A 23,042-nucleotide genomic window follows, 5' to 3' on the forward strand; every position below is an offset into this window, starting at 1 on the left:
TCGGGTCTGGACGAGATTGCGCCTGCCGTGCGATTAAGACTTGCCCAGAAGCCTTTGTCGCGTCATGCGGCGCCCGTTCGCCACAGCCTCCCAGCGAGTTCATGACCTCATCCGCAGCCGCCGTCGCCCCCGGGCTTGTCCTGGCGCGTGACGTGTCGAAGACCTTCGGATCGCGAAAGGCGCTGGACGGCGTCTCGATCTCCGTGGCCTCGGGCGAGATGGTCGCCCTGATCGGCCCGTCGGGATCGGGCAAGTCCACCCTGCTGCGCTCTATCACCGGCCTGCAGTCGATCGATCCCGGCAAGGGGACGATCAGCGTCTTTGGTGAAACCGTCCAGAAGGACGGGCGCGTCACCGGCGCCGTGCGCCAGGTGCGCGGCAAGCTGGGCATGATCTTCCAGCAGTTCAATCTGGTCGGGCGGCTTAGCCTGTTCTCCAACGTCATGCTGGGCGCCCTGGGGCGTCTGCCGGCCTGGCAGGGCCTGCTGGGCCTGTGGCCCCAGGCCGACAAGGATCGCGCCATGGCGGCCCTGCACCGGGTCGGGGTCAGCGACTACGCCGGGCAGCGCGCCAACACCCTGTCGGGCGGCCAGCAGCAGCGGGGCGCCATCGCCCGGGCCATCGTGCAGGGGGCCAAGGCCATCCTGGCCGACGAACCCGTCGCCTCGCTGGACCCGGTGTCCGCCCGCAAGGTGATGGAGTTGCTGGTCGAGTTGAACCGCCGCGACGGCATGGGGGTGATCGTCACCCTGCACCAGGTCGACTACGCCATCCGCTACTGCGACCGCGTCATCGCGCTGCAGGGCGGCAAGATCGTCTATGACGGTCCCGCCACGGGCCTGGATCAACAGCGCCTGATCGATATCTATGGTCCTGAATTCGAGGACGCGTTCTGGGAGACCAAGGCATGAGCCCGTTTCAAGCTTCTTTGGCGCGTCGCTTCGTAGCGAAGGCCGGCGTCGCCGCCCTGGGCGCCGCGATGATCCTGGGCCTCGCCTCGTGCGGCGGGGGCGACGAGAAGCCGGCGGCCGGGGCCATGCCGTCGGAACTGACCTTCTCCATCCTCTCGGCCGAGGGCCAGGCCTCTTCGGGCCCGCTGTGGCAGCCGCTGCTGGACGACATGTCCAAGGCCGTCGGCGTGCCGGTGAAGCCCTTCTTCGCGGGCAACTACAATGTCCTGATCGAGGCCATGCGGTTCAACCAGACCCAGGTGGCCTGGTTCTCGGCCAAGCCGGCCCTGGAAGCCGTCGACCGCGCCCAGGGCGAGGTCATCGCCCGCATCGTCGATCCCGAGGGTCGCGACAGCTACACCTCGACCCTGATCGTGCGCAAAGGCTCGGGCGTCACGCTGGACAAGGTGCTGGCCTGCGGCAAGCAGTATGATTTCGGCATCGGCGACGCCCAGTCCACCTCGGGCACGCTGGCGCCCCTGACCTTCCTGTTCAATCCGCGCGGCATCGTGCCGGCCCAATGCTTCAAGACCGTGCGCTCGGCCAGCCACCAGGCCAACGCCTTCGCCGTCGCCACCGGCGTGGTGGACGTCGCCACCTCCAACTCGGTCAACACCGTCTTCATGCGCCGCGAGAACCCGCAGCTGGCGTCGCAGATCGAGGACATCTGGGTGTCGCCGCCGATCCCGGAATCCGGCATCGTCATCCGCGAGGATCTGGATCCGGCGCTGAAGGAGAAGCTGCGCAGCTTCTTCCTGACCTACGGCCAGGGCCAGGGCCCCGAGGCCGAGCGCCAGCGTCAGGTGCTGGCCGGCCTGAACTATTCGATGTTCCGCGCCGCCGACGATTCCTACCTGGACCCGGTGCGTGAGATGGTCGCCGACCAGAAGCTGAGCGAGGCCAGGGCCAAGAACGACCAGGCCGGCGTCGCCGCCGCCGAACGCGACCTGGCCGCCCTGCGCGCCAAGCGTGAGGTCCAGCCTTGACCGAAGCCAGCCTCGACATGGCGGCCAAGGGCGGCGTCGCCCCGACCGCCATCCCCTCGGCGCCGACCAAGTCGCTGTCGGCGACCCTGTTCGACCTGATGCTATGGGGCGGTCTGGCGATCATCCTGATCGCCAGCTTCGGCAAGGTGGACATGCAGAATTTCGGCCGGCTGTTCTCGGGCTCGTCGAACATCTCCACCTATGGCGCCGACCTGCTGCGGCCCGACTGGGGCGCCATCTTCCCGCCGGGAGACTTCTGGACGTCGTTCACCCATGTCTTCACCCAGCCGACGACCAGTCTGGCGGGCCAGATGTGGCTGACGGTGCAGATCGCCCTGTGGGGCACCTTCCTGGCCGTCTTCATCGCCCTGCCCCTCAGCCTGATGGCGTCGCGCAACATCGCGCCCGGCTGGATGGTCTTCATCGTGCGCCGGTTCATGGACCTGCTGCGGTCGATCCCCGACCTGGTCATCGCCACCCTGTTCATCGTCGCCGTGGGCCTGGGCCCGTTGGCCGGCGTGCTGGCCCTGGCCCTGAACACCGGCGGGGTCCTGGCCAAGCTGTTCTCCGAGGCGGTCGAGTCGATCGACAAGGGGCCGGTCGAAGGCGTGCGCGCCACCGGCGCCGGCAAGCTGCACGAGATCGTCTGGGGCGTCTTCCCCCAGGTGGCGCCCCTGTGGACCTCGTTCGCCCTGTATCGGTTCGAATCCAACAGCCGCGCCGCTACGGTGCTGGGCCTGATCGGCGCGGGCGGCATCGGCCAGACCCTGTTCGAGAGCATCCAGGCCTTCGACTACAGCCGGGTCGCCGCCATCGCCATCGTCATCGTGGTCGCCGTGACCCTGATCGACACCCTGTCCCAGGTCATGCGCAAACGCCTGCTGTAACGGCCGGCGACGCGGGCGCCCTATCCGGGACGCAGGAAAAACAGTCACACTCGTCTGGTCTAACCGTCGTGAAATCGATGCTCAGGGAGATCTTCAAATGATCCGCACACTGAAACTGGCGACGGCGGCCGCCGCCCTTCTGGCCCTGGCGGCCTGCGGCGACGGCGGTTCCGGCGGCGGCTCCAGCGCCCGTTCGGGCATCTGGTCGGCCGGTTCGTCGACCGTCTTCCCCTTCGCCACCCGCGTGGCCGAGAATTTCGCCCGCACCGCCGGCGGCGCCGCGCCCCGCGTCGAATCCCTGGGCACCGGCGGCGGCATCCAGGCCTTCTGCCAGGGCGTCGGCCCGAACACCCCGGACATCGCCAACGCCTCGCGTCCCATGAAGGCGTCGGAATTCGACCTGTGCCAGAAGAACGGCGTCACCGACATCGTCGAGATCAAGATCGGCTTTGACGGCATCGTCGTCGCCACGGCCCGCAACGGCAACGGCTTCAACTTCGAACTGAACGACCTGTACGAAGGCCTGGCCAAGGAAGTGCCCGGCCCCGACGGCCAGTTCGTCGCCAACCCGGCCAAGACCTGGAACGAGGTCAACAAGGGCCTGCCGAACCAGCGGATCCAGGTCTATGGCCCGCCGCCCACCTCGGGCACACGCGACGCCTTCCTGGAGCTGGGCATGACGCCGGGCGCCAAGCTGGTGCCCGCCACCGCCGCCGTGGAGAAATCCGACAAAGACCGGTTCGAGGCCCTGGCCCACACCCTGCGCGAAGACGGCGCCTGGATCGACTCGGGCGAGAACGACAACGCCATCGTCCAGACCCTGACCCGCACCCCCGGCTCGCTGGGCGTGTTCGGCTATTCCTTCCTGGAACAGAACCTGGACACGGTGAAGGCCGAGACCATCGACGGCGTCACCCCCAACGCCGACACCATCGCCAGCGGCGAATACCCGCTGTCGCGCAGCCTCTTCATCTATGTGAAGAAGGCCCATATCGGCGTGATCCCCGGCCTGCAGCAGTATATTCAGGAATTCCTGTCGGAAGGCGCCGCAGGCAAGGGCGGCTATCTGGCCGACCGCGGCCTGATCCCGCTGCCCGAAACCCAACTGGTCGCCCAGCGCGCGACCGCATCGGCCATGACCCCGATGCAGCGGCCCGCCAAGTAGGGCGGAACCGACGGCCGTCCTGCCCCTTCTTTCGCCGGTCCGCACCGGCTAAGAGGGGCGGGATAGCTGTCAGGATTCATTGATGACCACCAAGCCCGCGCGTCTGCGCAAGGCCGTTCTGCCCGTCGCGGGCCTCGGCACCCGCGTTCTTCCCGGCACCAAGACCACGCCCAAGGAACTGCTGAACGTCGTCGATCGGCCGATTCTGTCCTATATCGTGGAAGAAGCCCGCGAAGCCGGGATCGAACACATCGTCTTCGTCACCGGCCGCTCCAAGGGCGCCATCGAGGACTATTTCGACCACCAGATCGAGCTTGAGGCCCAACTGCTGGCCAAGGGCAAGATCGAGATCCTCGAGATGATGAACGCCGAGCTGGCCTCGGCCGGCGAGATGAGCTTCACCCGCCAGATGCAGCCCAAGGGGCTGGGCCACGCCGTCTGGTGCGCCCGCGACATCATCGGCGACGAACCCTTCGCCGTCATCCTGCCCGACGTCATCGTCGATTCTCAGCCCGGCGCCCTGAAACAGCTGGCCGAGGTCTATGCCGAGACCGGCGGCAACATCATCGGCGTGGAATCCGTCGACGTCGAACAGGCCCACAAATACGGCATCGTCGATCCGGTCGGCCGTCAGGGCAACCGGATCGAGATGAAGGGGATGGTCGAGAAGCCCGCCCCCGGCACGGCGCCGTCCAATCTGTCGATCTCGGGCCGCTACATCCTTCAGCCGGAGATCTTCGACCTGCTGGCGACCCAGGAGAAGGGCGCCGGGGGCGAGATCCAGCTGACCGACGCCATGGCCCGCCTGATGGAGCGCCAGGCCTTCACCGCCGTCGAGTACGCGGGCGTCACCCACGACTGCGGCGACAAGATCGGCCTGCTGCGCGCCAATGTGGCCCTGGCCCTGAAACGCCCCGATCTGGGCGAGGCGGCGCGGGCGGCGATTGCGGCCCTGCTCTAAGCACAGACCGACGATCTCCCTCCCCCTGCGGGGGAGGGGCGTCGCGTCAGCGACGGGGCGGGGGCGGCAAGGCGACGCCGCTCGGATCTTCTAATGTCGGGACGGGTCGCGCGGCCCTTCCCACCCGGCTTCGGCTCCGCCTTCGCCCCCCCTCCCCCGCAGGGGGAGGGAGAAGACGTTGAGCCCGTGGCCTGCGCCTGCTAACCCTCCGCGCAAATCATCAGGAGACGTATCATGGCCGCTTCCGAAGGCTGGAACATGCCGACCGGCGAACTCATGAAGGGCAAGAAGGGCCTGATCATGGGGGTGGCGAACGCCAATTCCATCGCCTGGGGCATCGCCTCGCAACTGGCGGCCCAGGGGGCGGAACTGGCATTCACCTATCTGGGCGAGGGGCTTGAGCGTCGGGTGCGGCCGCTGGCCGAGAGCGTGGGCGCCAAGCTGCTGATCCAGGCCGACGTCACCGACGACGCCTCGATGGACGCCGCCTTCGCCGAGCTGGAAAAAGAGTTCGGCACGATCGACTTCGTCGTCCACTCGGTCGCCTTCGCCAACAAGGACGAGCTGAAGGGGTCGTTCGTCGAGAACACCAGCCGCGACAGCTTCCTGCTGGCCATGAACATCTCGGCCTTCAGCTTCGTGGACGTGGCCAAGCGCGCGTCGAAACTGATGCCGAACGGCGGGTCGATGATCACCATGACCTACCTCGGGTCGGAACGGGCCATCCCCAACTACAACACCATGGGCGTGGCCAAGGCGGCGCTGGAGGCGGCGACCCGCTATATCGCCCGCGACCTGGGGCCCAAGGGCATCCGCGTCAACGCCATCTCGGCCGGCGCCATGCGCACCCTGTCGCTGGCCGGCATCTCGGGCGGCCGCGGCATGATCAGCCAGGGCCGCGCCATGTCGGCCATGAAGGAAGACACCTCGATGGAAGGCGTCGCCGGGGCGGCCCTGTGGCTGTGCTCGGACCTGGGCCTGTCGACCACGGGCGAAGTCGTCCACGTCGACGCCGGCTTCCACATGATGGGTCTGGCCGGCGACGAGGAATAGGGGCGTCCCCTGTCCATTTCCGAACCGTCCGTCCCCCTGCTGACGCCGTCCGCCGTTTCGGCGGCGGCGGTGGCGACCGTCGTCGGCTTCGGCGGCACGGTGGCCCTGGTGGTGCAGGCGGGTCAGGCGCTCGGCGCCCACCCCGCCCAGATCGTGTCGATGGTCACAGCCCTGTGCCTGGGCATAGGCGTGCCGGGCATGGTGCTGAGCTGGCGACTGCGGATGCCGGTCGTCCTGGCCTGGTCGACGCCCGGCGCGGCCCTGCTCGCGGCCTCCACTCTGGGGCTGGGCTGGGCCAACGCCGTCGGCGCCTTCGTGGTGGCGGGCGTGTTGATGCTGCTGACCGGCCTGTTGCCCGTCCTGGGACGGCTGGCCCAGAAAATCCCGGCCTCGGTCGCCTCGGCCATGCTGGCGGGCGTGCTGTCGCCCTTCGTGCTGAGACTGTTCAAGGTCGCGCCCGACGAGCTGACCTTGGCGGCCGGCCTGCTGGCCGTCTTCATCGTCGTGCGCCGCCTGTGGCCCGCCTGGGCCCTGCCCGCCGTCCTGGGCGCGGCTTTCGTCGTGCTGATGCTCAGGAACCAGATCGGCCTGCCGCCGGGGACCGGCCTGTTCGGGACCCTGTCGCCCGTCATGCCCGCCTTTGACTGGAAGGTCGCCGCCAGTCTGGGCCTGCCGTTGTTCCTGGTGACGCTGGCGTCGCAGAACCTGCCGGGCCTGGTGGTGTTGCGGGCCGCCGGATATGCGCCCCCGGCGAACCTCCTGATCCTGGCGACGGGCCTGACCAGCGTGATCGCCGCGCCGTTCGGGGCGCACGGAGTCAATCTGGCCGCCATAACCGCCGCCCTCTGCACCGGACCGGACGCCCACCCGGATCCGGCGCGACGCTGGATCGTCGGGGTGATCTATGGCGGTTTCTATATCCTGGTGGCGCTGTTCGCGGCGCCTCTGGCGGGACTGTTCATCGCCATGCCGCCGGCGGTGCTGGCCATCATCACGGGCCTGGCCTTGATCGCCGCCCTGACGGGCGCTCTGGTCGCCATGCTGGCCAAGTCGGACGAGCGCGAAGCCGCCGTCCTGACCTTCGCCGCCACCGGATCGGGGATCGCCCTGTTCGGCATAGGTTCGGCCTTCTGGGGCCTGGTCGTCGGTTTCGCAGCCCTGGGCGCGCTGCGCTGGATCAGACCGAAAGCCTGATCCAGCCGCCCAGACGCGCCGGATCGCCTCAGTCCCGCAGCGACGCCGGGACCTGGCCGCCGTTTTCCGCCAGCTTCTTCCAGACCGCCCTGGACAGGGCGATGTTCTGCTCGGCCGAGCCGTGTTCACCGGCGTGAACGTCAAGCTCCTCGGCCAGCTCCTTGCGGGCGGCCAGGCTGGAATCCAGATCCAGCAGCTTCAGCAGATCGACGATCGAGGTGCGCCAGTTGCCGCCGCCGCCCCTGGATTCGGCCAGATCGCTGAGCACCGCCTCGACGTCGACCGGGGGCAGGACCGGCGCCGCCGTCGCAATGGGCGCAGCGCCCGGCGTGGGGGGCGCGCCGCCGACGGTCGGCGACGGCGCGGGGGCCGTCTTCGGTTTGTGGCCGGTGATCTTGTTCCAGATCGAAGAGAAGATGCCCATCGGTCGCGCTCCTGTTGGTGTGGCGAGACAACGCGGCCAATGGGCGAGGGTTCAGCCCCGCGCCGGAATCGCCAGCCCGCGCTGCACCGCCGGACGGGCCAGGCCGCGCTCCAGCCAGGCGGCGACGTGCGGGAAGTCGTTGAAGCCGACGATCTCGCCCGCCTCGTAGAAGCCGATCAGGTTGCGGACCCAGCCCAGCGTAGCGACGTCGGCGATGGAATAGTCGCCCCGGCCCTCGCCCACGATCCAGTCGCGGGGGGCGCCGCCATCATTGGCCAGCCGTGTTTCCAGCACGCCCAGCAGACGACGGCTCTCGGCGACGTAACGGTCGCGCGGACGCTTGTCCTCATAGTCCTTGCCGGCGAACTTGTGGAAGAAGCCCAGTTGGCCGAACATCGGGCCGACCGCGCCCATCTGGAACATCAGCCACTGGATCGTCTCATAGCGGGTCGCCGGATCGGTCGAGAGCAGTTTGCCGGTCTTTTCCGCCAGATAGATCAGGATGGCGCCGGACTCGAACAGGGCCAGCGGCTGTCCGCCGGGGCCGTCCGGGTCGAGAATGGCGGGGATCTTGCCGTTGGGGTTCAGCGAGAGGAATTCCGGCCCCCAGGTCTCGTTGGCCATGATGTCGATGAAGTGCGGCTCATAGGCCAGGCCGACCTCTTCCAGCATGATCGACACCTTCACGCCATTGGGCGTGGGCAGGGAATAGAGCTGCAATCGGTCGGGACGCCGGGCCGGCCAGCGGCCGGTGATCGGATAGGCGGACAGGTCGGTCATGGGTTCGGCCTCGGCGTGGTGATGAACAACCATGTCGGCGCCCTGCGCGAGGTTCGCAACTGTCATCGGCACGATTTGGTCGCGGGCTTGTGTCTGGAAACGCACCGAGGACGGCGCCAGCTTGGCCGTGACCGATCACAGGTCGCAGGAAGGGAGACGCCCGATGGCGCACAAGTTCGAGATCTACAAGGACAAGGCCGGCGAGTTCCGGGTCCGGTTCAAATACAATTCCGAGACCCTGTTCTCGACCGAAGGCTACAGCTCCAAGGCCTCGGCCCAGAACGCCATCGACTCCATCAAGAAGAACGGCCCGGACGCCGAGGTCGAAGACAACAGCTAGTCCGGCTCGCGCTCGCCCACCTCGGTCGGCGGGACGGCCAGAAGCCAGCCGTCGGCCAGGTGCAGCTCGGGCGTCGCCTCCTTGGTGAAGGGCAGATACCAGGTCGGGCCGCCGGTCGCGGGGGCGATCTCCAGCATGTCGTCGGCGCCGAAATTCTGGACCGACTTGACCGTGCCCATGACGGCGCCGGCCGTGTCGCGGACCTCGACGCCCAGCAGGTCGGCGAGATAGAATTCGTCCTCGTCCGGTTCGGGGAAGCGGTCGCGGGGAACATAGAGTTTCAGGCCGCGCAGGGCGTCGGCCTGTTCCTTGGTGGCGATCTCCTTGGCCCGGCCGACCACGCCGTTCTTGTCCGGGCGGGTCGCGGACAGGGTCAGGGCGACCGTGCCGTCGGCGCGCAGCAGCGGGCCATAGGCGGTCAGGGCCAGGGGATCGGCGGTGAAGGCGGTCACCCGCACCTCGCCCCGCACCCCGAAACCGCCGCCGATCTGGCCGACGAGGATCAATCTGCTGTCCTGGGTCATGGTCGTCCCTAGCGCATGAAAAAGGCGGCGTCGAAGGACGCCGCCTTGATCGTGTCGAGACCGAAAGCCTTAGGCTTCGGTCTTTTCTTCGGTTGCTTCTTCAGCAGCCGGAGCTTCTTCGGCGGCGGCTTCAGCGGCGGGCGCTTCTTCGGCCGGGGCTTCTTCGACAGCCGGAGCGGCAGCAGCAGCGGCGGCTTCTTCCTTGGCGCGGGCGGCGGCTTCAGCGGCCTCGACCTTGGCGGCGGCTTCGGCTTCCAGGCGGTCGGCTTCGCGCTGGGCGCGTTCGGCGGCGCGCTCTTGCGCCTTCTTGCCGGGCTGGGCCTTGTTCGGGTTGTTGGACTGGGTCCACTTCACCTTGGCGCCCAGGGTCTCGTCCTGCGACAGGAAGCGGGCGACGCGGTCGGTCGGCTGGGCGCCCTTGCCGAGCCATTCGGCGATACGCTCGACCTTCAGGGCGACGCGCGGAGTGGCGCCGTCCTTGGGCAGCATCGGGTTGTAGCTGCCGACCTTCTCGATGAACTTGCCGTCGCGGGGCGAGTGCGAGTCGGCGATGACGATGTGGTAGTAGGGGCGCTTCTTGGCGCCGCCGCGGGCCAGACGAATCTTCAGCATTTTCAGTCTCTTTCTAGGAAGTCGTTATTTCTTGGGAGGGAAGCCCGGCAGGCCCGGAAGGCCTCCCGGAAGTTGTCCGCCGCCCCCGAGGGGGTTTCCAAGTCCCGCGAGGCGGTCCTGGATGGCTTTCAGGTCGTCGGCGCTGGGTTCCGGCGTCTTGCCGCCGCCCAGGGCCTTCAATCGGTTCAGATCGGGGCCGCCGCCCATGCCCGGCATGCCGGGGATGCCGCCCCCGCCGCCGAGGCCGCCCAGCATGGCGGCCATCTGCTGCATCTTCTTGGGTCCGCCGCGCGCCATCTGCTTGACCACGTCGGCCATCTGGCGGTGCTGTTTCAGAACCCGGTTCACGTCCTGGACATCGACGCCGGCGCCGGCGGCGATCCGCTTCTTGCGGCTGGCGTTCAGCAGGTCGGGCTTCTTGCGCTCGACCTTGGTCATCGAGGAGATGATGGCTTCCTGGCGCAGGATCATGCGGTCGTCGATGCCGCTCTCGGCCATCTGACCCTTCATCTTGGCCACGCCGGGCAGCATGCCCATGATGCCCTGAAGCCCGCCCATCCGCTTCATCTGCTGCAGCTGGCCGGCCAGGTCGTCCAGGTCGAACTGGCCCTTGGCCAGTTTGCGGGCCATCTTCTCGGCCTTGGCCTGGTCCAGGTCCTGGCTGGCCTTTTCGACCAGGGCGACGATATCGCCCTGACCCAGGATGCGGCCGGCGACGCGGCGGGCGTCGAACACGTCCAGCGCATCGACCTTTTCGCCGGCGCCCAGATATTTGATCGGCAGGCCGGTGACCGCCCGCATCGACAGCATGGCGCCGCCGCGACCGTCGCCGTCGGCGCGGGTCAGGACCAGGCCGGTCAGGGGCAGGCGGGCGTGGAAGGCGGCGGCGGTGCGGACCGCGTCCTGGCCGGTCAGGCTGTCGGCGACCAGCAGGGTCTCGACCGGCTTGGCGATCTCGGCGACCTCGGCCACCTCGTTCATCAGCCCTTCGTCCAGGGTGATGCGGCCGGCGGTGTCGAGGATCAGGACGTCGAAGCCCTGGAGCTTGGCGGATTGCAGCGCCCGACGCGTGATCTGGACGGCGCTTTCGCCCGCCACGATGGGCAGGACGGCGACGTCGATCTGTTTGCCCAACTGCGCCAGCTGTTCCATCGCGGCCGGACGACGCGTGTCCAGCGAGGCCATCATGACCTTCTTGCGATCGAACTTGGTCAGGCGCAGCGCCAGCTTGGCGGAGGTCGTGGTCTTGCCCGAGCCCTGAAGGCCGGCCATCAGCACCACGGCGGGCGGAGTGGCGTTGGTGTTGAGCGGGACCGGCTCTTCGCCGCCCAGCATCTCGATCAGGCCGTCATAGACGATCTTGACCACCTGGTCGGCCGGCTTGACCGAACGGATGACCTCTTCGCCCGTGGCGCGCTCGGTGGCGAAGGCGATGAATTCCTTGACGACCGGCAGGGCGACGTCGGCCTCGAGCAGGGCCACGCGCACTTCGCGCATCGCCTCGGCGACATCCTTTTCGGACAGGGCGCCGCGGCCGGTGATCCGGTCGAAGACGCCTGTCAGCCGCTCGTTCAGAGCCTCGAACATTCACTACCTCGTGGCGACGGGTGAAGCGGCTCCATACGACAACGGCCTCTGGCGACGATCACGTCGGCAGAGGGTTCTCGCCCACCTCGTTCTCTTTTTTGGGCTATCGGCCTTGCGGCCTGCTTGAGCCCGAATGGGCTGTGCTCAAGCAGCGCGGAGCGCGGTAGCACGACAAAAGAGCTGTCGTGTGGGTGGAGACGCGAGGTTCACTTGCGTCGGAAGCGGCGGCTTATGAAGGAAAACAAGGGGAATGTCGAATCCCAACACCACAGATTCTCTCGCCGTCCGTCCGCCGACGACCCCATCGCAGTTCAAACGGAGATGTTCAGCAGCACGGCCTGCGTCTTGCCCTGGGCGGCCGCGTCCTTGACCTTGGCCTCCAGCGCCTCCTGCAGCTTCTGTGCGACCAGCTTGGCGATCTCGTCCTCGATCGTGGCGCGGGCTTCCTTCGGCAGGGCGGCGACGTCGCGCTCGCTCATATTCTTGTCCGACAGGACCTGCTCGCGGAGCCGCGCCTTGAGCTTCTCCATCTGCTGCTCATGCGCCCAGGCGCTGAGCCCCTTCTCACGAATCTGGTCAAGATCGTTCTGAAGGACCGAAGTGGGCTTATTTTGCCCGGCGGATGCGCTCTGGCCGACCGAGCCCACACTGCCAAGGAAGCTGCTAACCGACGAAATCGACAAGACATTCTCCTTTCCGAAATAGTCGACGACGCGACTGTTGCGGAAAGGCTTGCAACCCGCGTGCCGAAATCAGTCCTCAGGCGTCTCGGCCGGCGTCTCGTCCTTCTTCGGTTCGGAGCCCGGCTCGGTGACGACGATCGTCTCGGGCGGGGCGGACAGTTTGGACAGGTCGCCGCCAGCGCGCAGGACATCCAGGGCGCGTTGCAGCTGGTAGTCCTTCTCCTTGTCGAAGTCCTTGCCCGGGGCCTCGCGCGGCGTGTGCGGCCCCTTGCGTTCCGCGCCGATGGAGGAGTCCAGGGCGGTGGCGTAGGCGGCTTCGGAATAGATGAAGCTGGAGCGCGAGACGATGCGGGCCTCGGCCTCGGACCGGGCGACCTCCAGGTCCGGCTCGATGCCGATCTTCTGGATCGAGGCGCCGGACGGGGTGTAGTAGCGGGCCGTGGTGATCGACAGGGCGCCGTCCTGGCCCTGGCGCAGCGGGATCACCGTCTGGACCGACCCCTTGCCGAAGCTGGTCAGGCCGACAATGGTCGCCCGCTCATGATCCTTCAGGGCGCCGGCGACGATTTCCGAGGCCGAGGCCGAGCCGTAGTTGACCAGGACCACCACCGGCAGGCCGCCGGTCAGGTCGCCGGGCTTGGCGGAATAGCGCTGGATCTGCTCGGGCTTGCGGCCGCGCTGGCTGACGATCTCGCCGCGCTCCAGGAAGGCGTCCGACACGTCGATGGCGGCGTTCAGCAGGCCGCCGCCGTTGTTGCGCAGGTCCAGGACAAAGCCCTTCACCCCGGGCTTCTCGGCCTTGATCTTGGCGATGGCCTCGGTCAGTTCGCGGCCGGTGTTCTCGTTGAAGGTCGAGACGCGCAGATAGCCGAAATCGCCTTCGACCCGACCGGTGACCGACTGAACCTTGATGATCTCGCGGGTCAGGACGACCTCGAGCGGGTCCTCGCCGTCGCGCAGGAAGGTGACGCGCACGCTGGTGCCGACGGATCCGCGCAGTTTCTCGGACACCTGGCTGACGGTCAGGCCGGAAGCGTTCTGGCCCTCGATGGATGAGATGACGTCGCCGGCCTGAACCCCGGCCTTGGCGGCGGGGCTTTCGTCCATCGGCGAGATGACCTTCACCAGGCCGCCCTCGGAGGTGATGGTCAGGCCCACGCCCGAATACTGCCCCTCGGTCCGTTCGCGCAGCTCGTCATAGTTGGACGGCGGCAGATAGTTGGAATGGGGGTCCAGCGCCGTCATCATGCCGGCCAGGGCGGCTTCGATCAGCTTCTTGTTGTCGACCGGGACGACATAGGCCTGCTCGACGATGCCGACCACGTCGCCGAACAGCTCCAGCATCCGGAAGGTTTCGTTGCGGGGCGTCTGGCTGGTGGCGACGGCAGCCGAGCCGCCGAGAACCAGGGCGGCGCAGCCGACGAGGAGCAGTTTACGCATTCGGTCTCTTTCGGTCGGGCCGATCATGAAAGGCGCCCGTTGCAAGGGTAAGGCCCCGCAGACACGACGAAATCGTGGCGGCGCAGCGTCACGCCGATAAAATCAGCGTCAGGTTGGAAAGCAAGGCCTTATCGCATCTCGGCCATTTCGCCGCCTCCCAACTCGCCGTCAGAGGCAAGAGGCCGCAAATGACGCCTGTCGGCGCTATTTCAGCCAGGGACCGGGATCGATGGGCCGTTCCTCGCGCCGCAGTTCGAAATAGACGTCGCCGTCGGGGCCGCTGCGTCCCAGGGTCTGGCCGTCCGAGACGCGGGCGTCGTGCGCCACGTCCACGCTTTCCAGCCCGGCGATGACCGCCCGCCAGCCGGGGCCGAGATCCAGAATCACCACCTGGCCCCAGCCGGTCAGGGGGCCGGCGTAGGCGACCTTGGCGTCGGCGGGGGCGGTCACGGCCGCGCGGTCGGCCCGCCAGCGCCACCCCGAGGTCCCTGCCCCCCAGGTCTGGCTGGGCGCGCCCTGGACGGGCGAACTGAGGCGGGTGCGGCCGGCGGGCAGGCGCGTGGGCGCCGCCTCGGCCGTCTCGGCCGCGGGGACGTCGCCGCCCAGTTCGCGGATACGGTTCTCCAGCACGCGGGCCGCGCGTTCGGCGGTGCGGGCCTCGGCGTTCAGGACGGCGGTCAGGGCGGTCTTGCGCGCCGTCAGCCCCTCGATCTCGGCGCGGCGGTCGCCCTGGGCGCTTTCCGTGGTCAGCAGCCGTTCGGACGACAGGACCGCCAGGCGGCGGATGCGCATGATCTCGGCCTGACGCGCGGCCAGGGCCTGGGCGCGCCTTTCCAGGTCGGGCGTCATGGCCCGCAGCAGGATGGAGGCGCGCACCGTATCCACCGCCTTGTCCGCCGGAATCAGCAGGGGCGGCGGGGGGCGACGGCTCATCATCTGCAGGGCGCTGAGCAGCCGGCCCTGGGCCCCGCGCTCCCGGGCCAGGTTCGTGACCAGCTCGGCCTCGCGTTCGCTGAGCTGGCGCAGGCGGGCGCGCTGGTCGTCGATCTGGCGGTCGTCGGTCCGTTCGTCGGCCCGCAGAGCCGCCAGGCGACGCTCCAACTGGGCCAGTTCGGACTTGGCCGCATCGGCGTCGGCGCGCAGGCGGCGCGCCCGCACGGCCTCGTCGCGGTATTCGGCCTGGGTTCGGGCCAGCTCGCTTTCAGGCGCCTGCCGGCCCACGGCGGGCGCGGCGAGCACGAGGCCCGACAGCAGGGCGAGAGAGAGTGTGGCGGCGCGACCCATGTCAGTCGCGATGATAGGGTGATCCGGCCAGGATGGTCACGGCCCGATAGAGCTGTTCGGCCAGCATGGCGCGAGCCAGGGCGTGGGGCCAGGTCTGGGGACCGAAGGCCAGGGTCGAGGAAGCGGCCGCGCGCACGCTGTCGTCCAGCCCGTCCGCCCCGCCGATGGCGAAGACCAGACGGCGTTCCCCCTGATCGCGCAGTTTGGCGACATGGTCGGCGAAGGCGCGCGAGGAATAGGTCTTTCCACGCTCGTCGCAGGCGATCAGATGAGACCCTTCCGCGGCCGCGAGGATCAGTTCGGCCTCCGGCCCCTTGCCCGGCTTCTTGGCTTCCAGGTCGATCAGTTCAAGGGGGCCGAGGCCAAGCGCGCGTCCGGACAGGGTGGCGCGCTGGGCGTAGTCATCGGCGAGGGTCGCCTCTGGCCCTCGGCCCGGTCGGCCGATGGCGACGATCCCCAGCCTCATGGTCTCAGTCGCGGACCATGCGGTGGGCGGAATCGACGGCCCAGATCTTCTCGATATTGTAGAAGGTGCGCACTTCCGGGCGGAACAGGTGGACGATGACGTCGCCGGCGTCGATCAGGACCCAGTCGCAATGCGGCAGGCCCTCGACCTTGGCCTTGCCCAGGCCCTGTTCCTTCAGCGTGCGCAGCAGGTGGTCGGCGATGGCGCCGACATGGCGGTGCGACCGGCCCGACGCCACGATCATGGTGTCGGCCATGGCGCTTTTGCCCTTGAGATCGATCAGAACCATCTCCTGGGCCTTGTCCTCGTCGAGGCGGCTCAGAATGGCTTCTTCAAGCGGGGTCGAGCCGATCGGGCGCGGTGCGGAATCGCCGAAGGCGCTGGGCGCGCCGTCGGATTCAAAGCCGTCTTCGGAATGCAGAGGTTCTATGGCATCCATCTCGTGCGCCGTGTTCGAAACGGCGGCGTCTTGCGTATCATACGCGGGCGAGGGGGTCAGCGGAGGGCTCCAGGAGCATTGACTAAAGAAGCCCTCTAGCACGGATAGGCCGGTCCGTGAACCGGCGCCCCGATCACGAGGCCGCGCGTCGTCCGGTCCCGGTCCGGATCGCGGTCGAGGACAGGGGGTTCAGCGGCGCCGTCAGATAGGTCCAGGCGGGCGCCGACAAGGTCGGCAACAGACCCGCCTGCTCGGCCGGAACGCGGAAGGTCGCGAACCGCGCGGCCGCCGGGGCGGTGCGGCTGTCCAGCAGGGAGCCCGGCCGGGCGATCACCGCCACCGGCATCAGCCGCATGATGTCGGTCCAGCCGCGCCAGCGATGGAAGCTGGCCAGATTGTCCGACCCCATCAGCCAGACGAAATGCACGCCGGGATGCCGCGCGACCAGCAGGCGCAGGGTGTCGACGGTCCAGGCCACGCCGGTGCGGGTCTCGAAATCCGAAATGATCATCGACGGGCCGCGGGCATGTTCGCGCGCCGAAGCCATGCGTTCGGAGAGGGGCGCGCTGTGGCGGGCGTCCTTCAGCGGGTTCTGCGGCGAGACCAGCCAGACGACCCGGTCCAGGCCCAGGCGGCGCATGGCCGTCTCGGCCACATGGGCGTGACCGTCGTGGGCCGGATTGAAGGAGCCGCCGAACAGGCCGACCTTCATTCCCGGCGTCAGGATCAAACCGTCCCGCAACCCCCCGGATCGGGGGCCGGCGCCTTTGGGCGCGGGACCGGCGTGAAAGAAGGACAAGCGGGACGTCTCGGGGAGTTATGCTCAGCGGCGCCCTTATCATGGGGCTCGGCGCCTGTCCCCCGATTAATCGTCCGCCCTCAGACCGCCGCCTCGAACAGGGCGTCGCGGGCGACGTCGGCATGGGTCATGGGGAACAGATGGCCGCCGCCGGCGACCACCTCGACCGTCACGTTCGGCAGGCCGCGCGGCGCGACCGGCACATGGGTCAGGGCGCCGTGCTCGGCTTTCAGAATATGGATCGGCCCCGGATAGCGGCGCAGGGCCCGCCAGGGATCATGCGCCTGGGCGGCGTAGTTGGCGGCCTCCCAGACCGGGGTGGCGGTCAGCGTCAGACCGTCCGGCGTCTCGACCAGCCCCTCGGACAGATAGTCGGCCAGCACCCGGTCGGGCCAGCCCTTGAAGGCGCCGCGTCCGCGATAGGCGGCCATGGCCTGTTCGCGGCTGTCGAACACCGGGCGACGGCGGCGTGTGGCCCTGGCGATGGGGATGTCCTTCATCAGCCGGTGGGCGAAGGGCAGGTTGAAGGCGAAGACCGCCGCGCGCCGCCAGATCACCGGATCGAACAGGACCAGGCTCGACACCCGATCCGGCCGTTCGGCCGCCGCCAGCAGCGAGGCGGTTCCGCCCATCGAATGGCCGGCCAGGACCATCGGCGGCCCGTCGATGGCCTCGATCAGGGCCAGGATGTCGTCGCGGTGATCCAGCCAGCTGGACTTGGGCCGGGCGAACACCGGCAGGTCCGACCCGCCGTGGCCGCGCAGATCCGGAGCCCATATCCGCAGACTGGCCGACAGGGGCGACAGCAGGCTGCGGTAGGTGGCGGCGTTGAAGCCGTTGGCGTGGGAGAAGATCAGGTCCACGGGCCGCTTCGGGTCGCCGAAGTCCATCACGGACATCCGGCCCGCGCCCCAGTGGTTGTTGATCGGCACGCTGAGTCGACGGGGCGGGGACATCAGCGCAGCGTCCATGATCACGCGGCCTGACGACAGGCGGCGCAGAGTCCGTGCGCCTCTATGGTGGTGCGGGCGATGGCGTAGCCGGCGGCGGCGGCGGCGGCGTCCATGGCGCCCTGGTCCGGCCCGTTGATCTCGCGCGTCGCCCCGCAGCAGTCGCAGATCAGGAAGGCCGCCGCATGGGGCGCGGTGTTTTCTTCATGTCCGGCGCAGGCGACATAGGCGCTGATGGAGGCGATGCGGTGGGCCATGCCCTGGCGTTCCAGAAACTCCAGGGCGCGATAGACGGTCGGCGGCTTGGCGGCCTGGCCGTCCTCGCCGAAGCGGGCGATCAGGTCATAGGCCTTCACCGGCTCGCCGGTCTCGAGCAGAAGGGACAGCACCCGTCGACGCGGCGGCGTCATCCGCTCGCCCGCCGCCGTCATGCGCGCTTCCGCCCCCTCCAGCGCGCGGATCAGGGCCGCGCCGTGCAGGCCCGCATGATCGTGATCGTGGTCGCAGGTGGAGGTCATGCGCCACAGCTAATGGCTGAGCGGCCTGGCCGCAACATGAGACGCCGCCGGGCGTCGCCTCCGTTTGCCGCTGGGACGCGCTTGGGCTAGAAGGCCCGCCTCGTTTCCATTCCAGAGCGCCTGGCTTCTCATGACCGACACGACCAACTCGCCGCTCGAGGGCAATGTCCTCTTCTACAAGAACCCCGAGCCGCTGGATCCGGGCCTGCACGGCGCGCTGGGCGTCAATCCGGCCGACAAGCCCTACGCCTTCGTCGGCCAGACCAATGTCGTGCCGCTGACGGTGACCGAGTTCGCCGCCGCCGCCCTGTCCTATCCGGTGATCTTCACCGGCGAGAACCGCCAGCCGGTCGTGGTCATGGGCCTGCGCCAGGGCGAGAACCTGTTCGTGGCGGCCGACGGCGAGTTCCGTCCCGACGCCTACATCCCGGCCTATGTGCGCCGCTATCCGTTCGTCTTCGCCGACGACAAGCAGAACCAGCGCCTGATCCTGTGCATCGACCGCGGCGCGGAGATCGTCGCCGAGGGCGGCCAGAACCCGCTGTTCGTCAACGGCCAGGCCAGCGACTACACCACCATGGCGATGGAGTTCTGCAACAACTTCGAGCAGGAGCGTCAGCGCACCGAGGCCTTCGTCAAGCTGATCACCGACCTGGATCTGCTGGACGTACGCGAAGCCGTCTTCACGCCGCGCAATCCGGACGGCACGCCGGGCGCGCCGCAGAAGCTGGCCGAGTATTTCGCCGTGTCGGAAGACAAGCTCCGCGCCCTGCCGGCCGAGAAGCTGGCCGAACTGCGCGACAACGGCGCCCTGGGCCAGATCTACGCCCACCTGGTGTCGCTGCTGGGCTGGGACCGCCTGATCGCCCTGGCCTTCCTTCGCCAGGCCCCGGGCACGGTCAACTAAGACCCGCCGTCCGATCGAAATGGAACGCCCCGCCGGTTCGCCGGCGGGGCGTTCTGCGTTTCAGCGGCGCGAAAAGACGGCGCGGGTCAGGCAGGAGAAGACCAGCCGACCGCCTTCATCCAGCAGGTCGTGAGAGGCGATGACGATGCCCTTCTCGTCCCCGACCGGATCCTTGCCCATCACCGTCATACGCCCGCGCAGCAGTTCGCCCGGCGGGGGATTGCGCAGATAGCGCAGACCGTCCACGGCCAGGACCTTGGTCTGGGCCCAGCCGCCGGCCTTCTCGGCCGCCAGCCGGCTCCACAGGGCGTAGACCATGGCGTCCGGCGCGCCATAGGCGGCGTCCCAGCCGGGCGAGAACCGCTCGACGAAGACGTCCAGCGCGGCCGGATCGACCGCGCAGGCGCCCAGGGGCACGACCTGTCCCGTCTCCAGATCCTCGTAATGGACGAGCAGGGGGTCGCTCATGGATATCCTCAGGCAGGTTCTTCGGAGACGCGAACCAGCAGCTTGCCGTCGTGATCGCCGGTGAACAAGCGATTCAGCGATTCCACCGCCCCTTCCAGCCCGTCATCGACGTGGACCTTCCACTTCACCTTGCCCTCGGCCAGCCAGGGGCCCATCTCGGCGACCATTTCGCGGGCGCGCGGGGCGTAGTCGAGCACCAGGAAGCCCTGGACGGTCAGACGGTGGGTGATGATGCGGGCGAAGTTCGGCGACGGCGGCGCCTTGGTGGCGTTGTAGGACGACACCAGGCCGCACACCGCCATCCGGCCGTGCACCTTCAGCCGGTTGAAGACGGCGATCATGATGTCGCCGCCCACATTCTCGAAATTCAGATCGATCCCGTCCGGCGCCAGCCGATCCAGGGCCGCGCCGACATCCTCGTTCTTGTAATCGACGGCGGCGTCGAAGCCGAGTTCGTCGGTCAGCCAGGCGCATTTCTCGGGTCCGCCGGCGATGCCGATGACGCGGCAACCGCGCTGTTTGGCGATCTGGCCGGCGATGGAGCCCACGGCGCCGGCGGCGGCCGAGATCACGATCGTCTCGCCGGCCTTGGCCTTCAGCACGTCGGTGACGCCGAAATAGGCGGTCAGGCCGGTCATGCCCAGGACCGACATATTGGCCGTCAACGGCAGGCCTGGCGCACGGTGGACCGGACGCAGCCCGCCCTCGGGCACGACGGCGTAATCGGCCCAGCCGGCCGAGGCGGGCATGACCACGTCCCCGACCTTGAACCGGTCGGATCGGCTGTGTTCGACCACGCCCAGGGTCAGGCCGCGCATGACCTCGCCCAGACCCACCGGCGGCAGATAACCCTCGGAATCGTTCATCCAGGTGCGGTTGGTCGGATCCAGCGACAGATAGACGGTGCGGACCAGAACCTCGGTCTCCTTGAGATCCGGGATCGGGCTTTCGACCAGTTCCAGGTCGCCCGGTTGAATCAGACCCTTGGGCCGCTGGCGCAACACCCACTGGCGGTTCGTCTTGCCGTTCAAAGCCATGCGTCTATCTCCTAGGATTGTCTTTTGAGGCCATCCTGACCCTGCCGCCCCCGGCGGTCGAGAGCGAAAAGAAAAAGGCGACCCCTGCGGGCCGCCTTCAAGTGGCATCATCGAGAATGAGGCGCGGAGGCGACAGATTGGCTTTCGCCAATCTCAAGTCGGGGGGGCGTCGCCGCCTCCGCAAGCCGATAACGGCAGGCCGAGAGAGTGGTTCCAGAGGTTGCGTGCAATTTTTCGTCTCCCCACGAACAAGGTTCGCCGGAGCCGCGCGCCGATCGGAACGTCGCCACCGGCAGGGCGTTGAGGCGCGACCAGAAAACAGAACAAGGGAGGCCGAGCATGAGCCACCAAGACCCCCAGACGAAGATAACGGACGCGGATCGATCCAACCGGCCGGTCGACGCCCAGTCCACCCGCCAGGGCCGGTCCGGCGTGCGCATTCTGTGGCTGCTGATCCTCTCCGGCGGGGCGGCGGCGGTGCTTCTGCTGTCCATCTGGGCCTTCAGCCAGGGCGGCATGTCGACCACCAACGCCAACGACGGCGACCAGGCGGTGGACGCCCGCGCCTTCCAGGGCGACGCCCAGACCCCGCCGGCCGCCGACGCCCCCACCGGCCCCGCGGGCGAGGCTCAGCCCGCCCCGACAGGCGAGACGCCGAACGTCAACGCCCCGACCGCGCCGTCGAACTAGCGGACAGAAAAAGGCCCCGGCGCGCAAGCGACCGGGGCCCTGACGGCGTTCAGTTCGAAAGGGCGGTCAGGCCGCTTGCTTGTGACGCGAAGGGTGGAAGAACAGGGCCTGGCTGATCGCCGCCTTCACCGTTTCCGGCTGGAAGGGCTTGGTGATCAGGAAGGTGGGTTCCGGCCGTTCGCCGGTCAGCAGGCGCTCCGGGAAGGCGGTGATGAAGATCACCGGCACGTCCATGTCCTTGAGGATTTCCTTGACCGCATCGATGCCCGAAGACCCGTCGGCCAGCTGGATGTCGGCCAGGACCAGACCCGGCTTGTGGCGAGCCACGGCCTCAATGGCCTCGTCATGGGTGGTGGCCGCGCCGGTGACGCGGTGCCCCAGTTCCTTCACCAGGCTCTGGATGTCGGCCGAGATGATGGCCTCGTCCTCGATCACCAGAACATCGGTCGCCAGTTCCGCGTCAATGTCGGACTGGGCTTCGGCGATTAGGCGTTCGACGTCGCGGGCGTCGGCCGACAGGATCTGCGCCGCTTCCGACGGCGTGAAGCCCTCCAGCGCGGTCAGCAGGAAGGCCTGACGCGAGCGCGGCGCAATCCGCAGCAGACGGCTCGAGGCGTCGGTGCGGCCATCGACGCCGCTAACGTCTTCCAACTGCGCCCCGGTCGAGGACCAGATGGCGTGGAAGACGTGATAGAGGGCGACGCGCGGCGTCATGTCCGTCGAAAGCTGTTGCTCGCCGGCCGCCAGGGCCTCGAGCGCGACACGCACATAGTTGTCGCCCGTCGCCTGGTCTCCGGTCAGCGCCCGTGCATACCGGCGGACATAGGGCAGATGCGGCGCAAGTCTGGCCAGAAGGCTCATGCTAGATAGTCCCCGACAAAAATCGCTGTCTCGCCCGACCAGGGCGCAGCGCTACAGCGGGTTGAAACGTATCAAATCCACCACGGTTCCGCACCAAGCCGCAAGCTTGAGCATTTATTCCCAAAATGGGAGGAACCCGGCGGCAGGGGCGACGTTATCCAGTCCGCATTTCTGCACTGCAGTTGGGTGGGCGGTGTTCTGTCTATGATCAATTCTTCCGATTCCTCGCGGCGTAAGGACGTCGAAAATGCGGGGGAGGCGGGGCTCGAGGAAGCTCGACTTCGCCAACAGGCCATCGGCGTCAAGCTGCGCCACATGTTCGACGAGGTGGTCAACGAGCCAGTGCCTGACGAATTCCTGGAAATTCTGAAGCGCGCCGACGCCAAGGCGTCGGGCGGTGGCGCATGAGCACGTCTCGCCTGGGAGCCGCCCCGAAACCCGCTTCGGCCGACGACGACGGCTTCAAGCGGGAACTGGTTCAGCTGATCCCTCATCTGCGCGCCTTCGCACGGACCCTGACGGGTGATCCGACCGCCGCCGACGACCTGGCGCAGGACGCCATGATGAAGGCGTGGGACGCGCGGGCCAGCTATCAAATGGGCACCAACATGAAGGCCTGGACCTTCATGATCCTGCGCAACCAATTCTATTCCGAGAAGCGCCGGTCCTGGCGCCAGTCCCAACTGGATCAGGAAGCGGCCGAACGGACCCTGGTGGCGGTCGACGACCCCGAGGCGCCGGTCGCCCTGGACGAACTGCGCCAGGCGCTGAAGACCCTGCCTGAAGAGCAGCGCGAGGCGCTGATCCTGGTGGGCGCCGGCGGCTTCGCCTACGAAGAGGCGGCAGAAATCTGCGGCTGCGCGGTGGGTACGGTGAAGAGCCGCGTCAGCCGGGCGCGCCGCGCCCTGGCGGCCACGCTGGAAAAAGGCGGCTACGGCCGCGACGGCAAGGCGGCGGGCGACGCGATGCGGTCGATTCTCGGCGAGGCCGACAGGCTGGCCGGCGCCCGGTCCTGATCCCCGGTGGCGGAAGAGACC

Annotated in this window: 28 protein-coding genes; 12 read left to right on the forward strand and 16 right to left on the reverse strand. The window is 68.2% G+C overall.

Features of this window, described 5'->3' with window-relative positions; genetic code table 11:
• The first annotated feature begins 101 nt into the window (after positions 1 to 101).
• The 7 genes from phnC (at position 102) to ACP7CK_RS06815 (ending at position 7,196) form a co-directional block, all read left to right on the forward strand.
• Positions 102 to 911, forward strand: coding sequence for a phosphonate ABC transporter ATP-binding protein (gene phnC / locus ACP7CK_RS06785; RefSeq protein ID WP_426025530.1), 810 nt, complete (start codon positions 102 to 104; stop codon positions 909 to 911).
• Positions 908 to 1,936 (forward strand): phosphate/phosphite/phosphonate ABC transporter substrate-binding protein, encoded by a 1,029-nt coding sequence (gene phnD / locus ACP7CK_RS06790; RefSeq protein ID WP_292148744.1) that lies wholly within the window; start codon positions 908 to 910, stop codon positions 1,934 to 1,936. Before phnC ends, phnD begins: the two co-directional genes overlap by 4 nt.
• Positions 1,933 to 2,823, forward strand: a complete 891-nt coding sequence (gene phnE / locus ACP7CK_RS06795; RefSeq protein ID WP_008258633.1) for a phosphonate ABC transporter, permease protein PhnE — start codon at positions 1,933 to 1,935, stop codon at positions 2,821 to 2,823. The genes phnD and phnE overlap by 4 nt, the downstream gene beginning before the upstream one ends.
• Positions 2,824 to 2,920: 97 nt before the next feature.
• Entirely contained in the window at positions 2,921 to 3,988 is a 1,068-nt protein-coding gene (locus tag ACP7CK_RS06800) for a substrate-binding domain-containing protein (protein ID WP_426025531.1), read from the forward strand.
• A gap of 82 nt (positions 3,989 to 4,070) precedes the next feature.
• Positions 4,071 to 4,949, forward strand: coding sequence for a UTP--glucose-1-phosphate uridylyltransferase GalU (galU, locus tag ACP7CK_RS06805; RefSeq protein ID WP_008259420.1), 879 nt, complete (start codon positions 4,071 to 4,073; stop codon positions 4,947 to 4,949).
• 258 nt (positions 4,950 to 5,207) lie between these two features.
• Positions 5,208 to 6,002 (forward strand): enoyl-ACP reductase FabI, encoded by a 795-nt coding sequence (locus tag ACP7CK_RS06810; RefSeq protein WP_372705426.1) that lies wholly within the window; start codon positions 5,208 to 5,210, stop codon positions 6,000 to 6,002.
• Between the two features lie 39 nt (positions 6,003 to 6,041).
• Positions 6,042 to 7,196: a benzoate/H(+) symporter BenE family transporter gene (locus ACP7CK_RS06815; protein ID WP_426025897.1), complete on the forward strand. Its 1,155-nt coding sequence runs from the start codon at positions 6,042 to 6,044 to the stop codon at positions 7,194 to 7,196.
• Positions 7,197 to 7,224: 28 nt separating this feature from the next.
• Here the strand turns inward: ACP7CK_RS06815 and ACP7CK_RS06820 are convergent, their stop codons facing one another.
• Complete coding sequence (locus ACP7CK_RS06820; protein WP_426025532.1) at positions 7,225 to 7,620, reverse strand: DUF3597 domain-containing protein; 396 nt, start codon at positions 7,618 to 7,620, stop codon at positions 7,225 to 7,227.
• A 51-nt stretch (positions 7,621 to 7,671) separates the two neighbouring features.
• Positions 7,672 to 8,400: a glutathione S-transferase N-terminal domain-containing protein gene (locus ACP7CK_RS06825; protein WP_426025898.1), complete on the reverse strand. Its 729-nt coding sequence runs from the start codon at positions 8,398 to 8,400 to the stop codon at positions 7,672 to 7,674.
• A gap of 163 nt (positions 8,401 to 8,563) precedes the next feature.
• Between ACP7CK_RS06825 and ACP7CK_RS06830 the strand changes: the two genes are divergently transcribed.
• Positions 8,564 to 8,740, forward strand: coding sequence for a YegP family protein (locus ACP7CK_RS06830; RefSeq protein WP_008260025.1), 177 nt, complete (start codon positions 8,564 to 8,566; stop codon positions 8,738 to 8,740).
• Here the strand turns inward: ACP7CK_RS06830 and rimM are convergent.
• The 11 genes from rimM to ACP7CK_RS06885 all read right to left on the reverse strand — a co-directional run bounded on the left by rimM (position 8,737) and on the right by ACP7CK_RS06885 (position 18,042).
• Complete coding sequence (gene rimM / locus ACP7CK_RS06835; RefSeq protein WP_426025533.1) at positions 8,737 to 9,264, reverse strand: ribosome maturation factor RimM; 528 nt, start codon at positions 9,262 to 9,264, stop codon at positions 8,737 to 8,739. The genes ACP7CK_RS06830 and rimM overlap by 4 nt on opposite strands.
• Positions 9,265 to 9,333: 69 nt before the next feature.
• Complete coding sequence (gene rpsP, locus ACP7CK_RS06840) at positions 9,334 to 9,876, reverse strand: 30S ribosomal protein S16 (protein WP_008263068.1); 543 nt, start codon at positions 9,874 to 9,876, stop codon at positions 9,334 to 9,336.
• A 24-nt stretch (positions 9,877 to 9,900) separates the two neighbouring features.
• Positions 9,901 to 11,463: a signal recognition particle protein gene (gene ffh / locus ACP7CK_RS06845; protein ID WP_154726092.1), complete on the reverse strand. Its 1,563-nt coding sequence runs from the start codon at positions 11,461 to 11,463 to the stop codon at positions 9,901 to 9,903.
• Positions 11,464 to 11,774: 311 nt separating this feature from the next.
• Positions 11,775 to 12,146, reverse strand: a complete 372-nt coding sequence (locus tag ACP7CK_RS06850; RefSeq protein ID WP_035309158.1) for a hypothetical protein — start codon at positions 12,144 to 12,146, stop codon at positions 11,775 to 11,777.
• Between the two features lie 69 nt (positions 12,147 to 12,215).
• Positions 12,216 to 13,586: a S41 family peptidase gene (locus ACP7CK_RS06855; RefSeq protein ID WP_426025534.1), complete on the reverse strand. Its 1,371-nt coding sequence runs from the start codon at positions 13,584 to 13,586 to the stop codon at positions 12,216 to 12,218.
• A 204-nt stretch (positions 13,587 to 13,790) separates the two neighbouring features.
• Complete coding sequence (locus ACP7CK_RS06860) at positions 13,791 to 14,870, reverse strand: murein hydrolase activator EnvC family protein (protein WP_426025535.1); 1,080 nt, start codon at positions 14,868 to 14,870, stop codon at positions 13,791 to 13,793.
• Between the two features lies 1 nt (position 14,871).
• Positions 14,872 to 15,336, reverse strand: a complete 465-nt coding sequence (gene rlmH / locus ACP7CK_RS06865) for a 23S rRNA (pseudouridine(1915)-N(3))-methyltransferase RlmH (protein ID WP_426025536.1) — start codon at positions 15,334 to 15,336, stop codon at positions 14,872 to 14,874.
• Positions 15,337 to 15,340: 4 nt separating this feature from the next.
• A complete protein-coding gene (gene rsfS / locus ACP7CK_RS06870; protein ID WP_008264216.1) occupies positions 15,341 to 15,775 on the reverse strand; it encodes a ribosome silencing factor in 435 nt (144 codons plus the stop codon).
• A 133-nt stretch (positions 15,776 to 15,908) separates the two neighbouring features.
• Positions 15,909 to 16,517 carry a nicotinate-nucleotide adenylyltransferase gene (locus ACP7CK_RS06875; protein ID WP_231492532.1) on the reverse strand — a complete coding sequence of 203 codons (609 nt, stop codon included), beginning with the start codon at positions 16,515 to 16,517 and terminating at the stop codon, positions 15,909 to 15,911.
• Between the two features lie 137 nt (positions 16,518 to 16,654).
• Positions 16,655 to 17,545, reverse strand: coding sequence for an alpha/beta fold hydrolase (locus tag ACP7CK_RS06880; RefSeq protein ID WP_426025537.1), 891 nt, complete (start codon positions 17,543 to 17,545; stop codon positions 16,655 to 16,657).
• A gap of 2 nt (positions 17,546 to 17,547) precedes the next feature.
• Positions 17,548 to 18,042 (reverse strand): Fur family transcriptional regulator, encoded by a 495-nt coding sequence (locus ACP7CK_RS06885; protein ID WP_008262920.1) that lies wholly within the window; start codon positions 18,040 to 18,042, stop codon positions 17,548 to 17,550.
• 130 nt (positions 18,043 to 18,172) lie between these two features.
• On the opposite strand from ACP7CK_RS06885, the gene ACP7CK_RS06890 reads away from it, so the two are divergent.
• On the forward strand, positions 18,173 to 18,949 hold the full coding sequence (locus ACP7CK_RS06890; protein WP_008259888.1) for a SapC family protein: 777 nt from the start codon (positions 18,173 to 18,175) through the stop codon (positions 18,947 to 18,949).
• A gap of 60 nt (positions 18,950 to 19,009) precedes the next feature.
• On the opposite strand, the gene ACP7CK_RS06895 is transcribed toward ACP7CK_RS06890, so the two are convergent.
• Together ACP7CK_RS06895 and ACP7CK_RS06900 are read right to left on the reverse strand one after the other, a co-directional pair.
• Positions 19,010 to 19,417, reverse strand: a complete 408-nt coding sequence (locus tag ACP7CK_RS06895) for an acyl dehydratase (protein ID WP_008264307.1) — start codon at positions 19,415 to 19,417, stop codon at positions 19,010 to 19,012.
• Between the two features lie 8 nt (positions 19,418 to 19,425).
• On the reverse strand, positions 19,426 to 20,454 hold the full coding sequence (locus tag ACP7CK_RS06900; protein ID WP_008263474.1) for an NADP-dependent oxidoreductase: 1,029 nt from the start codon (positions 20,452 to 20,454) through the stop codon (positions 19,426 to 19,428).
• A gap of 339 nt (positions 20,455 to 20,793) precedes the next feature.
• Between ACP7CK_RS06900 and ACP7CK_RS06905 the strand changes: the two genes are divergently transcribed.
• Positions 20,794 to 21,144, forward strand: a complete 351-nt coding sequence (locus tag ACP7CK_RS06905; RefSeq protein WP_372705385.1) for a hypothetical protein — start codon at positions 20,794 to 20,796, stop codon at positions 21,142 to 21,144.
• A 66-nt stretch (positions 21,145 to 21,210) separates the two neighbouring features.
• Here the strand turns inward: ACP7CK_RS06905 and ACP7CK_RS06910 are convergent, their stop codons facing one another.
• On the reverse strand, positions 21,211 to 22,005 hold the full coding sequence (locus ACP7CK_RS06910) for a response regulator (RefSeq protein WP_008262700.1): 795 nt from the start codon (positions 22,003 to 22,005) through the stop codon (positions 21,211 to 21,213).
• A 204-nt stretch (positions 22,006 to 22,209) separates the two neighbouring features.
• Between ACP7CK_RS06910 and ACP7CK_RS06915 the strand changes: the two genes are divergently transcribed.
• Together ACP7CK_RS06915 and ACP7CK_RS06920 are read left to right on the forward strand one after the other, a co-directional pair.
• Positions 22,210 to 22,413 carry a NepR family anti-sigma factor gene (locus ACP7CK_RS06915; RefSeq protein WP_292150044.1) on the forward strand — a complete coding sequence of 68 codons (204 nt, stop codon included), beginning with the start codon at positions 22,210 to 22,212 and terminating at the stop codon, positions 22,411 to 22,413.
• Positions 22,410 to 23,021: a sigma-70 family RNA polymerase sigma factor gene (locus ACP7CK_RS06920; RefSeq protein WP_008259301.1), complete on the forward strand. Its 612-nt coding sequence runs from the start codon at positions 22,410 to 22,412 to the stop codon at positions 23,019 to 23,021. Before ACP7CK_RS06915 ends, ACP7CK_RS06920 begins: the two co-directional genes overlap by 4 nt.
• Positions 23,022 to 23,042: the final 21 nt, after the last annotated feature.

Source organism: Brevundimonas sp. TSRC1-1 (assembly GCF_049898245.1).
Classification (GTDB): domain Bacteria; phylum Pseudomonadota; class Alphaproteobacteria; order Caulobacterales; family Caulobacteraceae; genus Brevundimonas; species Brevundimonas mediterranea_A.

Bases quoted from the DNA above. Each gene is read 5' to 3' on its own strand.
- phnC (WP_426025530.1), top strand. From the start codon at position 102: ATGACCTCATCCGCAGCCGCCGTCGCCCCCGGGCTTGTCCTGGCGCGT.
- phnD (WP_292148744.1), top strand. From the start codon at position 908: ATGAGCCCGTTTCAAGCTTCTTTGGCGCGTCGCTTCGTAGCGAAGGCC.
- ACP7CK_RS06800 (WP_426025531.1), top strand. From the start codon at position 2,921: ATGATCCGCACACTGAAACTGGCGACGGCGGCCGCCGCCCTTCTGGCC.
- galU (WP_008259420.1), top strand. From the start codon at position 4,071: ATGACCACCAAGCCCGCGCGTCTGCGCAAGGCCGTTCTGCCCGTCGCG.
- ACP7CK_RS06810 (WP_372705426.1), top strand. From the start codon at position 5,208: ATGCCGACCGGCGAACTCATGAAGGGCAAGAAGGGCCTGATCATGGGG.
- ACP7CK_RS06820 (WP_426025532.1), bottom strand. From the start codon at position 7,620: ATGGGCATCTTCTCTTCGATCTGGAACAAGATCACCGGCCACAAACCG.
- ACP7CK_RS06825 (WP_426025898.1), bottom strand. From the start codon at position 8,400: ATGACCGACCTGTCCGCCTATCCGATCACCGGCCGCTGGCCGGCCCGG.
- ACP7CK_RS06830 (WP_008260025.1), top strand. From the start codon at position 8,564: ATGGCGCACAAGTTCGAGATCTACAAGGACAAGGCCGGCGAGTTCCGG.
- rimM (WP_426025533.1), bottom strand. From the start codon at position 9,264: ATGACCCAGGACAGCAGATTGATCCTCGTCGGCCAGATCGGCGGCGGT.
- rpsP (WP_008263068.1), bottom strand. From the start codon at position 9,876: ATGCTGAAGATTCGTCTGGCCCGCGGCGGCGCCAAGAAGCGCCCCTAC.
- ffh (WP_154726092.1), bottom strand. From the start codon at position 11,463: ATGTTCGAGGCTCTGAACGAGCGGCTGACAGGCGTCTTCGACCGGATC.
- ACP7CK_RS06855 (WP_426025534.1), bottom strand. From the start codon at position 13,586: ATGCGTAAACTGCTCCTCGTCGGCTGCGCCGCCCTGGTTCTCGGCGGC.
- ACP7CK_RS06860 (WP_426025535.1), bottom strand. From the start codon at position 14,870: ATGGGTCGCGCCGCCACACTCTCTCTCGCCCTGCTGTCGGGCCTCGTG.
- rlmH (WP_426025536.1), bottom strand. From the start codon at position 15,336: ATGAGGCTGGGGATCGTCGCCATCGGCCGACCGGGCCGAGGGCCAGAG.
- rsfS (WP_008264216.1), bottom strand. From the start codon at position 15,775: ATGGATGCCATAGAACCTCTGCATTCCGAAGACGGCTTTGAATCCGAC.
- ACP7CK_RS06880 (WP_426025537.1), bottom strand. From the start codon at position 17,545: ATGGACGCTGCGCTGATGTCCCCGCCCCGTCGACTCAGCGTGCCGATC.
- ACP7CK_RS06885 (WP_008262920.1), bottom strand. From the start codon at position 18,042: ATGACCTCCACCTGCGACCACGATCACGATCATGCGGGCCTGCACGGC.
- ACP7CK_RS06890 (WP_008259888.1), top strand. From the start codon at position 18,173: ATGACCGACACGACCAACTCGCCGCTCGAGGGCAATGTCCTCTTCTAC.
- ACP7CK_RS06895 (WP_008264307.1), bottom strand. From the start codon at position 19,417: ATGAGCGACCCCCTGCTCGTCCATTACGAGGATCTGGAGACGGGACAG.
- ACP7CK_RS06900 (WP_008263474.1), bottom strand. From the start codon at position 20,454: ATGGCTTTGAACGGCAAGACGAACCGCCAGTGGGTGTTGCGCCAGCGG.
- ACP7CK_RS06905 (WP_372705385.1), top strand. From the start codon at position 20,794: ATGAGCCACCAAGACCCCCAGACGAAGATAACGGACGCGGATCGATCC.
- ACP7CK_RS06910 (WP_008262700.1), bottom strand. From the start codon at position 22,005: ATGAGCCTTCTGGCCAGACTTGCGCCGCATCTGCCCTATGTCCGCCGG.
- ACP7CK_RS06915 (WP_292150044.1), top strand. From the start codon at position 22,210: ATGATCAATTCTTCCGATTCCTCGCGGCGTAAGGACGTCGAAAATGCG.
- ACP7CK_RS06920 (WP_008259301.1), top strand. From the start codon at position 22,410: ATGAGCACGTCTCGCCTGGGAGCCGCCCCGAAACCCGCTTCGGCCGAC.